Source organism: Gryllotalpicola sp. CP2-P1 (assembly GCF_057512245.1).
On record NZ_JBLRDT010000086.1, the window covers coordinates 1 to 11,203 of the forward strand.

Consider the following 11,203-nt stretch of genomic DNA (forward strand, 5'->3'; position numbering starts at 1 on the left):
GCCGGCGACGCCGCCCGTGCGGCCGCTCGAGCCGCTGCCGCTCGAGCCCCCGGTACCGCCCGGCCGAGTGATCTTGAGCACGATCTTGTCGCCCGATTTGAGCCCCGAGGTGATCTGCGTGTACTGGCCGGACTGGATTCCGGTGGTGACCTCGGTCTTGACCTGCTTGCCGTCGACCACCTTGGTGACGACCGTCTTCCCGTTCGACTGGGTCAGGGCCAGGCTCGGCACGGCGACCGCGTCGGAGATCTGCTTGTAGATGACGTTCGCGGTCACCGAGACCCCGTCGTACAGGTTGTCGGGCGTGCCGGTCACGGCCACGTCGACGGGGTAGGTGGCTGCACCCGAGCTGGTCGACGGTAGCAGCCCGATCGAGCTGACCGTGCCGAAGAACGAGGAGTTCTCGCTGGTGGACAGCTTGACCTGGTTTCCGGTCTTGATGTTCTTCACCTGCGCCGCGGCGACGCTGATCTGGGTGGTCCACGAGTCGGTGCCGGTGATCTCGAAGGCGCCGCTCGAGCTCGAGGAGGACGACGATGAGGATGCCGACGAGCTGCTCGTCGGCGACGAGCCGGAACCCGAGCTCGACGAGCCGTCGCCCGCCGTCGCCCCCGCCCCGCCCGAGCTGCCAGAGCCGCCTGAGCCGCTGGATGAGCTCGACGAGCCCGAGACCGTGTCACCCACGGCCACGTTGACGGCGGTCACGGTGCCGGCCACCGGCGCCGTGAGGGTGGTGCCGTCGACCTCCTTCTGAGCGGAGTCCACCGCTGCCTGTGCGACCGACACGGCGGCCTGGCCGGCGGCGATCTGGGCCACGTCGGCAGAGGACCCGTCGCTCGCGGACTGGTCTGATGCGAGCTTCGCCTGATCGCTGGCGAGGGTCGCCTTCGCCTCGGCAAGGTCGGCGTCGGCCTGCGTCGTCGTGATGGTGGCGAGGGTGGCGCCCTTCTTGACGGTCTGCCCCTCTTTGACCTTGACCGCGGTGACCGTGCCGGACGCGGCGAAATCCACCTGCTCGTCGACGGCGGGCGAGAGCGTGCCGGTTCCCGAGACGGACTGCTGAAGCGTCTGGGTCGAGACGGTGAGGGTCGTCGAGGAGGGGGTCGCCGCGTTGGCGCTGGTCTTCTGTGCGAACCCGAACCACCAGACGGCGGCGCCCGCGACCACGACAACGACGACGGCCGTGATGATCCACGTTCGTGGACGCGTGAGGAAGGCCATCATGCCGATCAATATGGGGTCGCCGACTTGGACGAGGTGATCGCCCGCCTATGCGGCGGATAAGAACCGGGTGGGTGCCTCGGTGCCCGGCGCGCATAGGCTTCTCGGCATGCTGATCATCCGCGTTGCCGAGTTGATCGCACTGGCGGCGCTCGCCGCGGCGGTGTGGGCCGTGGTGCGCACGGGGCGGGAATCGCTGCGTCAGCGCCGTCGTCGCCGCTAGTCACCGCGCGAGAGTGCTCGACTGAGGACGTGCAGCGACCCGGACCGCGCTGGTTTCAGGCCGCGCTGATTTCAGGCCGCGCGTCGCGGCTGCCCGTCGACGATCTCGCGTAGCGCCTCGATGAATTGGTCGCGATACCGCCCGCGCGGGAACGGCACGGGCGCGTCGTGCAGGAGCCGCAGGCCGGCTTTCTCGAGGCCGGGCCCGAGCGCCCGGAAGCCAGAGTTGAACGCGATCACGACGCCCTCGGGCTCAAGCGCCGTGGCCCGCTCGATCGCGGCGCGTGCGAACCGTGCCGTCAGGTGCGGTCGCTCACCCCGGCTGTACGCGCCGACGGGGAACGGGATCGTCTCGATGACGAAGACCCCCTCGTCGCGCAGCCGCTCGAGATAGGGCCGCTTATCGGCGCCGGCCGGCGGGAACTCGCCGTCGAAGTACACCTCGACCACGGCGCGGAACAGCGGATCCCAGCTCACCACCGTGGGTGAATAGAAGAACTCGTGCTTCGAGTCCGCCGCCAGCTCGGGCGCCGCCTCGTCGATGATCAGCACCCGCACCCGCTCGGGGCGCCACTGCTCGCGCAGCCGCTCGTACCAGGGCTCGTCAGACACTCGTGTTCACCGCACCTTTCATAGTCAGCTCGCTACGCGCGAGCGGGCCGCGACGTGGAATTGAGTCATTACGCCGGACGTGGACGTCAACGCCGTGGGCGGTCTGCCCGGCCAGTGGAGGAAGTAGGCGCTGCCCTGCCTGGTGACGCGGCCGCCGTGGTTGTGGAGCGTCAGATGGTGATATCTGCAGAGCAGGACCCCATCTTTTGTCTCGGTCTTGCGGTTCTGCTCGCTCTCGCTCCACGGATTGATGTGATGCGCCTCGCACTCGCCCGGTGGCCTCATGCAGCCGGGCCACAGGCAGCCGCCGTCGCGCGCGGCCAGCGCGCGACGCTGACGGCTGTTGAAGGCACGTCGACTTCTGCCGACGTCGAGTGCGCGGCCGCTCTCATCGAAGAGAAGCGGGGTGAACGTTCCGGTGCAGATGGCGCGCAGCGCAAGCAACGCGGAGACGGGCTGTCCGCTGTCGATCCAGGCGACTCCGGCGTCAGGCAATGCTGAGGCCGACGCCTCGACGACGCAGCCTGCCCCTGCGTCAGCCGTCGCCTCGGCAACCGCGGCGGCGTGGCCCTCGGCCTTCCGCAGATCCTCCGCGGTGACGACGATCGACACGTGCGGCTCGGCCTTTCCTCGAACGCGCCGGCATCGGTCGCCGCCGCGACGCCCGCACCGAAGATTGCGGTGAACTCGTCGACGAGAAGCTGCTCGTTCGTGCGAGTGTCCTGCTCGAGCTCGGCCGCTCGAGCGATCTCTTCCTCGGTGCGGAAGCGTGGGCCGCCGAGGCGTGGCGAAAGCCGCATGTGCAAGGGGCCCCAGAGGGCGGCATCGGTCTCGGGGTCGAGCTCGAGATCCCACTTCCAGTTGCCGCTGCGCAGCCGGCGGCGCCTCAGCGACCGCGACTCGAATCGCAGACGAGCGTCGGCCTCGGCGGCGCGCGCATCAAGTGACGCGCGCACGCGCTCAGCGGCTCTGGTCACCTCTTCGACGCTCCACTCGGCCGCCCACGCGTCGCCGATGAGTTCAAGGGCGGCAGACCGCCAGGTCGCCGCGAACCCAGGAGCGCGGGGCCCTCGAAGCCCGGCTCTCAGAGCGTCGCCCTGTGCGGCCGAGAGCCACTCGTTGCGAACCGCCACGGCGATGGACGCATCCCACCCGCCGCCGAGCATCTCGAGCGCGTGCAGGTCGCGCGGACCTGAGCCGGTCGACGGCGCGGGTGCGACCGACTCGGCGGCTGTGAGCAGACCGCCGACACGCACGAGCCTCTTCGCCTCGGTGAGCGACGAGCCCGTGAGCTTCTGCACGAGCTCGGGCCCGCTCCGCAGGCCGTTCGATTGCGCGAGGCCCGCGGCGCCGAGTTCGCGTGCAGAGCGGCGATCGATGTCGGTGGCGACCAGTGAGCTGGTCGCCGACACACGTCGCGCGATCGCCCCGAGCTCGGCCATGAGCGCCGTCGTCTCGCTGTCGTCGAGCTGGGCGATCTGCTCGGCGCATGGCAGAGCCGAGCTGACCAGCGTGGTCAGCTCGCGCATCGCGTCAAGCACCGAACTCATGCGAGAACGGTATCGATCGCCTCCGACATTCAGAAGCGATCTCTCGCAGATGTGTACAAGCGGACGAACCCTCGCCTGTGGAGGGAAAGAGCCGTCGCTCGCCGCCGATGCATGTCGAATCGTGGTCCGGCCCAACACCCGGGCAGAGAAGAACCCCGCTGGTCCGACCACCAGCGGGGCACTGCATCAAGTCTCCCGCTTCCGCGCGCATGTGAACGCCAGATGGCCGGGTCTTTACCGAACTGTAAGGGAACGCGAGGAATGCACCTCGGTCCGGGGCGCGCCGGACCCGTCGCTCAGACGATGGTCCAGTCCGAGTCACCGGAATCGGCGAGGGCCGCCGACGGCTCGGTGTGGGCCAGCCGCACCGCGACGAACTCCTCATCGAGGGCGAACCTGCGCGCTCTCTCATCAGCCCGCGCGGCCTCCCCGGCGCACCGATCCGCCTCGGCGTCGAGTCGCCGGGCATCCGTCTGCCGCATCTTCGCGATCTGCGCTGAGCGAGCGGACGCCGCGCGCGCCCGCATCTTCGCCGCCTCTTCGCGCTTCTCGCGCTCGGTGGCGCGGAAGTCCGCCGCCTTGCGCTCTTCGGCAAGGCGGTTCTTGCGCTTCAGCATCAGTTCGACTTCAGAGGTCGGGGCAGCCATCAGGGCGACGGTACCGAGGGATGCCCCGCGCGCGGCGCTTTGGGCCCGGAGCGTCCTAAGTCCGCACCACGACCTTGCCGCGCACGTCGCCGTCGATGAGCTTCTGGAACCCGGAGCGGACGTCGTCGAGGGCGACGACGGAGTCGAGGTGCGGCCGCACGCCGCTCGCCTCGAGCAGCCTCAGCAGCGCCTCAAACTCCGCGCGCGTCGACCCCGTCGACCCGATGACCGAGAGCTGCTGATAGAACACCCGGTTGAGCTCGGCCGGCGGCATGTTCCCGCTGGTCGCGCCGCACGTCACGATCGCGCCGCCGGGAACGAGCGACCGCAACGAGTGCGCCCACGTCGCCTCGCCGACTGTGTCGACCACGACGTCGACGCGCTCGGGCAGGCGCGCGCCCGATTCGAGCACCTCATGCGCGCCGCACTCCGATGCGAACGCGCGCTTCGCCTCGGTCCGTGCCGTCGCGTACACCTTCGCGCCCGCCGCCCGCGCCAGCGAGATGGCGGCGCTTCCGACCCCGCCCGAGCCGCCCTGCACCAGCACGCGGTCGCCAGCCCGCAGGCGGGCCCTCGTGAACAGCATCCGATATGCGGTGCCCCAGACGATGCCGAGCGTCGCCGCCTCTTCGAAACTCAGCCACGCGGGCTTCGGCACGACGCACTCGGTCGGCACCAGCACAAAGTCGGCCAGCGAGCCGTTGACCGTCTCGGAGAGCAGCGCGCGCCGCGGGTCGAGGGTGACGTCCCCGCCGCCGCGGTTCGGGTCGCCGAGCACGGGGTGGATGACGACCTCGTCGCCGGCATCCGTCACGCCCGCCCCGTCGCAGCCGAGCACCATCGGAATCCGCTCGGCGGGGTGGCCGACGCCGCGCAGGGTCCAGACATCGTGCGGGTTGAGCGAGGCCGCGCGCACGCGCACCCGAGTCCACCCCGGTTTTGCCTCAGGGTCAGGAAGTTCTTGAAGAGCCAGGCCCGAAAGCGGGTCCTCGGCATTCTGGTCGACGGCGACAGCAGCGCGCACGGTGTACCTCCCGTTCTTCGCCCCAAGCTACCCGAGCCGAGCGGCGCACCCACGAACCCGAATCGGCTCTTGCCGCCCTGCACTCGGCGCGGGATGATGCCCGCGACAGCGCATCACCCGGTCACGCAGATCACGAAGTTCAGGAGGCCACCGATGTCCGTCAGCTTCATTCCCTATCTTCAATTCCGCGGTCGCGCCCGCGAGGCGATGACCTTCTACCAGTCCGTCTTCGGCGGCGAGCTCAGCGTCATGACGTTCGGCGAGAGCGGCATGACCGATGGCGTCGACCCGGACCAGGTGATGCACTCGCAGCTGAACGGCGCGGTGAACCTGATGGGCTCGGACGTTCCCGAGAGCATGCCGCTCACGCAGGGCTCGAGCGTCTCGCTCAGCTTCTCCGGCGACGCGGCAGGCCTCGACACCGGCCGCGACTACTACGCGAAGCTCAGCGACGGCGCAGCCGACGTCCTTCCGCTCGACCTCGCGCCGTGGGGCGACTACTACGGTCAGCTCACCGACAGATACGGCTTCACCTGGATGTTCGACTTCGGCGCTCCCGAAGTCCCGAGCGACGCGAGCACGCTCGGCTCGCACCAGGCGCTTTAGGGGCGCGTCGCTCGCACGGCCGTCGCGTCGAGCTCGTCATCGCGCACGAGCTCGACGCGCCAGCCGCGCGCCTCGAAGATCTCGCGCTCGCGGAGCGCCTGGCGCCTGCTCGTCTCGACGAGCACCGTGCCGCCCGGGGCGAGCCATGCGGGCGCCTCGTCCGCGATCCTGCGGTGCAGTGCGAGTCCGTCGTCGCCGCCGTCGAGCGCGAGCGGATGCTCGAACTCGCGCGCCTCGCGCGGCATGTTCACCACCTCTGAGCTCGGCACATAGGGCGCGTTCGCGACGATGACGTCGAAGCGCGTACCCGGTAGCGCGGCGAACAGGTCGCCCTCGACCACCGTGCCGCCGAGCGTTTCCAGATTCGCGCGGGCCACGGCGACAGCGGCCGGGTCGAGATCCGAGGCGACGACGGATGCCTCAGGCATCCGCCTCTTCACCGCGGTCGCGACCGGCGCTACACCGCAGCAGACCTCGAGCAGCGACGGCGCGGTCTCCATTCGGCTTCGCCGAGTCGACCCGCCTGGCGGCCCGCCGGCCGACTCGCGCGCCGTGTCCCCGCTGGTCGACTCGCGCGCCGTGTCCCCGCTGGTCGACTCGCGCGCAGCGCGAATGGAGACCGCCTCCTGTGCGAGCTCCAGCAGGAGCTCGGTGCGCCGCCGCGGCACGAAGACGCTCGGCGCGACGGCGAGCCTCAGCCCCGCGAACTCGACCCACCCCAGCACGTACTCGAGCGGCTCGCCGGCGACCCGCCGCGCGACGAGGCGCTCCAGCTGTGAGGCATCCCGCGCCTCATCGAGAAGCAGACGCGCCTCGTCCTCCGCGAACACGCAGCCGGCCGCGCGCAAACGGGCGACGAGCGCGGTGGTCTCGGCCGATTCAGCCAGCGAGCAGCCCTGCCTTCTCAGGGTGCTCGTCGAACCACTTCGCCGCGTACCAGCACATGGGCACGATCTTGAGCTCGGGGGAGTTCTGCTCGATGTCGTCCACCGCGAAGGACACGACCTGGCCCGCGTAGCCGTGCCCGCGCTGCATCGGGTCGGTGAAGGTGTGCGTGATCGAGAGCCGGTCGCCGTTGACCGTGTAGTCGGCGGCGCTCACGAGCTTCCCGCCGACCTTCATGACATAGCGGTGCGCCTCGGTGTCGTGAATGAACTCGGTGCTCACGGCTCGAGCCTAAGCCCGCGTGCGCGGCGGCGTGCCCGCTGCGAGTCGCGCGCAATTCGCACGCTCGCGCGCACCGGAACGGCCGACGCGTACGCGCGAACGCGTGCTCTGCGCGCCGCGCCGACACTGCAGCCACGCCCCGTCGGCCGCTAGCCTGGGCGCGTGCACAGTCCGGGTCGGCGCCGCGTCGTGTTCGTGCTGCTGGCGATCGGCGTCGTGTTCCTCGGAATCGAAGCGGTCGAGGCGGTGATCGCGAACCAGACCCTGCCGCCGGCGTTGCGCTTCGCGGCGCTGCACTCGGTCGGGGCCGTCGCCTTCGGCGCGCTCTCGATCGTCGCGGTGATCGCGGCGGCGGTGCTCGAGCCCCGCTGGCTGGTGACCCTCATCGGCGCCTGCGTCGCGGCGGCAGCCGTCGCACTGCTCCTGATCTGACCGAACTGCCCCGAAGTGTCAGTTCGGGTTGCCGCAGTCGCGAAATGGCAGCCCGAACTCACACTTCGGGTGACTGAGAGCCGCGCCTCTGCAGCAGCAGGTGGGCCACCAGGGCCGTCCAGCCGGTCTGGTGAGAGGCGCCGAGGCCCTGGCCCGTGTCGCCGTGGAAGTACTCGTAGAAGAACAGCTGGTCGCGCCAGCGCGGGTCGGTCGACAGCAGGGGGTAGCGCGCATCCGCCGGCCTCGGCCCGCCGCCCGGCGTGGGGGTGAACAGCGCGATCAGCCGGTCGGCCAGGTCGTCCGCGATCGCGCCCAGCCCCAGCTGCCGCCCCGACCCGGCGGGGTACTCGACCGTGTGCGCCTCGCCCAGGTTCTCTTCGTAGTCGCGCAGCGCGTCGATGATCAGCGCGTTGAGCGGGAACCACACGGGCCCGCGCCAGTTCGAGTTCCCGCCGAACAGATGGCTCGTCGACTCGCCGGGCTCGTAGTCGACCACCTGATCCACGCCGCCGACCGAGATTCGGAACGGGTGATCGCGATGCCAGGCCGAGATCGAGCGGATGCCGTGCGGCGACAGCATCCCCTGCTCGTCGAAGACCTGGGCGAGCACGCGCGTGAGGCGCTCGGGGCTCACGAGCGCGAGCAACGTCGTTCCGCCGCCGCGCGCATGCAGGTGCAGGTTGCCGGCCGCCTCGGGCTGGCGCCGCAGGAACTTGCGGACGGATGCCTGGAACTCCGGCAGCCCGTCGGCGAGCCCATGCAGCGGCAGGGATGCCGTCACCGGCACGAGCCCCACGAGGGAGCGCACCTTGAGCGGGTGCTTCGACCCGTCGGGCAGCGTGAGCACGTCGTAATAGAAGGAGTCCTCGTCGCTCCACAGCCCTTCGTCGTTCGCGGCGTCGGCGATGCGGGTGAAGTGCTCGAAGAACTTCACGGCGACGTCCTCATAGGCGCGGTCGTGGTGCGCGAGGGTGAGCGCCATCTCGAGCAGATCCAGCGCGTACACGGCCATCCACGCCGTCGAGTCGGCCTGCTCGATGCGCCCGGCGTCGGCCGGGAGCGTCGAGCGGTTCACCGGCGCGATGTTGTCGAGCCCCATGAAGCCGCCCTCGAAGAGGTCGTCCTGCCCGGCATCCTTCGAGTTCGTCCACCAGGTGAAGTTCATGAGCAGCTTGTGGAACACGCGGGCGAGGAAGGTGAAGTCGCGGCCGCCGTCGAGGCGGAACACGTCGAGCGCGGCGCGCGCCTGCGTGGGCGGGTTCACGTCGCCGAAGTCCCACTCGTAGGCCGGCAGCTGGCCGCTCGCGTGGGTGTACCACTCGCGCAGCAGCAGGATCAGCTGGCCCTTCGCGAACTCGGGGTCGATGTGCGCGTAGGTGACGCAGTGGAACGCCAGGTCCCAGGCGGCGAACCACGGGTACTCCCATGCGTCGGGCATGAGGATGACGTCGCGTGCGGCGAGGTGCTGCCACCTGCCGTTGCGGATCGCTCCGCGGCCGGCCGGGGGCGGCGGGTAAGCCGGGTCACCCTCGAGCCAGCGCCGCACGTCGTAGTGGAAGAACTGCTTCGACCAGGTCAGCCCCGCAAGCGCCTGCCGCAGCACCCGGCGCCTGTCGTCGTCGAGCCCGGCGGGCGCGATGGCGTCGTGGAACGCATCGGCTTCGGTCTCGCGGGCGCGCATGACCTCGTCAAAATCCTCGAACGCGCCGTCGCCCGCCTCGCCCGGCGGTTGAGGAGCACGCGGAGCCTGCGGAGCGCGCGTCTCGAAACCCTCTTCCCGCAAACGAAGTCTGAGAACCTTCGATTCCCCGGGGCCGACCGTCACCGAATAGCGAACGGATGCCTTGGTGCCGGTCTTCTCGGGATTCACCGTCTCGGCCCCGCGCACCACGAAGTCGTTGATGCCGTCCTTCGGGAAGGGCGAGCGGTTCACGGCGCCGTCGCCGAAGAGCGCGGCCGCGTTCGTCTCGTTGTCGCAGAACAGCGTCTGTGCGGCATCCGCCTGCTCGTAATACAGGGTGAGCGGGCCCGCGAGCAGCGCGCCGTCACCCTGCACGATGGCGGGCTTCTCGCCCTCTGGAACGTCCCACGCCCAGGTGTTGCGGAACCACAGCGTGGGCAGCATGTCGAGGGTGGCGGCCTCGGGGCCGGCGTTCTCGATCGTGATGCGCAGCAGCAGGTCGTGCGGGCCGGCCTTGGCGTAGTCGGCGGTCACGACCCAGTAGCGGCCGTCGTCGAACACGCCGGTATCGACGAGTTCGTATTCCTCGGAGTCCGCACCGCGGCGCGCGTTCTCCGCACGCAGCTCGTCGTAGGGGAACGCGCGCTGCGGGTAGTGGTAGCGCCAGCGCTGCCAGCTGTGGGTCGGGGTGCCGTCGAGGTACCACCAGTAGTCCTTCGCGTCTTCGCCGTGGTTCCCCTCGGGGCCGCCGAGGCCGAACATCCGCTCTTTGAGGTGGTCGTCCTGGCCGTTCCAGAGCGCGAGGGCGAGCACCCACGTCTGATCGAGGTCGCAGAAGCCGGCCATGCCGTCCTCGTTCCAGCGGTACGCCCGGCTGCGCGCGTGCTCATAGGGGAAGAAGCGCCAGGCGTCGCCGTCTGCGCTGTAGTCCTCGCGCACCGTGCCCCAGGCGCGCTCGGACACGTACGGGCCCCAATCGCGCCAGGGCTCTTGCCGTGAATCGGCCGCTTCGACACGCTGGTGTTCAGGGGAGCGCTCGTCAGCCGCCATAGCTGCCGATGATAGGCGCAGGAGAGAGGCGGCAGATGGACATCTCGGAGACGCGGATCGACGCGCTGCACGTCTACGCGATCTCGTCCGGGCCGGCGCCGATCCCGCGCGATCAGGTGCCGCCCGTCGTCTACCAGCTGTTCGATCAGCTGCGCGATCGGCTCGCCGACATCGACATCGCCATCTCGGGCCGTGCGATCGCCTGGTACGAGCGGGTGACGGGCGAGTTCGGCGAGCACAGCCAGCGCGCGTGGGTCGGCTACGTCGCGGGCGCCGACGAGATCGGCGGCGAGATCTCACCCGTGGTGCTCGACGGGGCCGAGCACGTCGCGATCGGCACGCACTACGGGCCGATGGCGACGATCCGGCAGTCCTGGAACGAGCTGTTCGACTGGGTGCACGAGCACGGCGGCCATTCGGCCGGCTATGCGCGCGAGGTGCACCTGCGCGCGTGGCCCGAGCCAGAGGAGAACTGGGTCACCCGCCTCGAGCTGCCGTTCACGACAGAATGACGGAGTGCTCGCCCATCTGCTGAGGCTGTCGCGCGAGCGGCTGCGCGTCGGCGCGCCGTTCGCGGTGGCGTCCGTCGTCGCCGCCTTGCTCGCCTTCTGGACGATCGCGTTCTTCGCCCGCCACCAGCAGTTCGTCGTTCAGCTGTGCGTCTCGGGGGTGATCATCGCGCTGTCGATCGTGCGATCGGACGAGCGGCAGGCTTCGCCGAGCGGGGGCGATCGGATGCCTGCCTGGGCGGCCGTGTCCGCGCGGTTCCTGATGATTCCGCTCGTGGCGCTGCTCGGGGCGCTGATCGGGCGGGTGGTCCACGCGCACGCCGCGCTCGGCTTCGCGCTGATCGCGGCGCCGCTCGTCGCGGCGATCTGGGTGCGGCGCTTCGGCCCGCTCTGGGCGCGACTCGGCTCGCTCTGGTCGTTCCCCTTCGTCGCCGCGCTCGTGACGCCGACCGCCGCGCTCGCCGCAGGTGCGGGGGTGTGGT

At 70.2% G+C, this 11,203-nt stretch carries 12 protein-coding genes; 4 read left to right on the forward strand and 8 right to left on the reverse strand.

What is annotated here, in order from left to right; all coding sequences use genetic code 11:
* The 5 genes from ACM2XV_RS08460 to ACM2XV_RS08480 all read right to left on the reverse strand — a co-directional run.
* The coding region (locus ACM2XV_RS08460) for an efflux RND transporter periplasmic adaptor subunit (protein ID WP_487026613.1) at positions 1 to 1,224 on the reverse strand (1,224 nt) is incomplete at its 3' end.
* Between the two features lie 291 nt (positions 1,225 to 1,515).
* Complete coding sequence (locus ACM2XV_RS08465) at positions 1,516 to 2,055, reverse strand: hypothetical protein (RefSeq protein ID WP_344775554.1); 540 nt, start codon at positions 2,053 to 2,055, stop codon at positions 1,516 to 1,518.
* Between the two features lie 281 nt (positions 2,056 to 2,336).
* Complete coding sequence (locus ACM2XV_RS08470) at positions 2,337 to 3,605, reverse strand: hypothetical protein (RefSeq protein ID WP_487026614.1); 1,269 nt, start codon at positions 3,603 to 3,605, stop codon at positions 2,337 to 2,339.
* A 296-nt stretch (positions 3,606 to 3,901) separates the two neighbouring features.
* Positions 3,902 to 4,252 (reverse strand): hypothetical protein, encoded by a 351-nt coding sequence (locus ACM2XV_RS08475; protein WP_487026615.1) that lies wholly within the window; start codon positions 4,250 to 4,252, stop codon positions 3,902 to 3,904.
* A gap of 55 nt (positions 4,253 to 4,307) precedes the next feature.
* Entirely contained in the window at positions 4,308 to 5,276 is a 969-nt protein-coding gene (locus ACM2XV_RS08480) for a zinc-binding dehydrogenase (protein ID WP_487026616.1), read from the reverse strand.
* Between the two features lie 153 nt (positions 5,277 to 5,429).
* On the opposite strand from ACM2XV_RS08480, the gene ACM2XV_RS08485 reads away from it, so the two are divergent.
* The gene (locus ACM2XV_RS08485) at positions 5,430 to 5,882 is read left to right on the forward strand and encodes a VOC family protein (RefSeq protein WP_487026617.1); all 453 of its coding nucleotides are present in this window, start codon (positions 5,430 to 5,432) and stop codon (positions 5,880 to 5,882) included.
* On the opposite strand, the gene ACM2XV_RS08490 is transcribed toward ACM2XV_RS08485, so the two are convergent.
* Together ACM2XV_RS08490 and ACM2XV_RS08495 are read right to left on the reverse strand one after the other, a co-directional pair.
* Entirely contained in the window at positions 5,879 to 6,712 is an 834-nt protein-coding gene (locus ACM2XV_RS08490; RefSeq protein WP_487026618.1) for a N5-glutamine methyltransferase family protein, read from the reverse strand. The genes ACM2XV_RS08485 and ACM2XV_RS08490 overlap by 4 nt on opposite strands.
* 49 nt (positions 6,713 to 6,761) lie before the next feature.
* A complete protein-coding gene (locus tag ACM2XV_RS08495) occupies positions 6,762 to 7,049 on the reverse strand; it encodes a GNAT family N-acetyltransferase (RefSeq protein ID WP_344775544.1) in 288 nt (95 codons plus the stop codon).
* A gap of 162 nt (positions 7,050 to 7,211) precedes the next feature.
* Here ACM2XV_RS08495 and ACM2XV_RS08500 point away from each other — a divergent pair, with 162 nt between their 5' ends.
* Entirely contained in the window at positions 7,212 to 7,481 is a 270-nt protein-coding gene (locus ACM2XV_RS08500; RefSeq protein ID WP_344775542.1) for a hypothetical protein, read from the forward strand.
* Positions 7,482 to 7,539: 58 nt separating this feature from the next.
* Here ACM2XV_RS08500 and ACM2XV_RS08505 read toward each other — a convergent pair whose 3' ends face one another.
* Positions 7,540 to 10,125 carry an MGH1-like glycoside hydrolase domain-containing protein gene (locus ACM2XV_RS08505; RefSeq protein ID WP_487026619.1) on the reverse strand — a complete coding sequence of 862 codons (2,586 nt, stop codon included), beginning with the start codon at positions 10,123 to 10,125 and terminating at the stop codon, positions 7,540 to 7,542.
* Positions 10,126 to 10,247: 122 nt separating this feature from the next.
* Between ACM2XV_RS08505 and ACM2XV_RS08510 the strand changes: the two genes are divergently transcribed.
* On the forward strand, positions 10,248 to 10,724 hold the full coding sequence (locus ACM2XV_RS08510; RefSeq protein WP_344775536.1) for a GyrI-like domain-containing protein: 477 nt from the start codon (positions 10,248 to 10,250) through the stop codon (positions 10,722 to 10,724).
* 4 nt (positions 10,725 to 10,728) lie between these two features.
* On the forward strand, positions 10,729 to 11,203 hold a 475-nt coding region (locus ACM2XV_RS08515), incomplete at its 3' end, for a hypothetical protein (RefSeq protein ID WP_487026620.1).

What these genes read in the sequence shown, in the direction of transcription:
- ACM2XV_RS08470 (WP_487026614.1), bottom strand. Translation starts at nt 3,605, where the DNA reads ATGAGTTCGGTGCTTGACGCGATGCGCGAGCTGACCACGCTGGTCAGC.
- ACM2XV_RS08475 (WP_487026615.1), bottom strand. Translation starts at nt 4,252, where the DNA reads ATGGCTGCCCCGACCTCTGAAGTCGAACTGATGCTGAAGCGCAAGAAC.
- ACM2XV_RS08485 (WP_487026617.1), top strand. Translation starts at nt 5,430, where the DNA reads ATGTCCGTCAGCTTCATTCCCTATCTTCAATTCCGCGGTCGCGCCCGC.
- ACM2XV_RS08510 (WP_344775536.1), top strand. Translation starts at nt 10,248, where the DNA reads ATGGACATCTCGGAGACGCGGATCGACGCGCTGCACGTCTACGCGATC.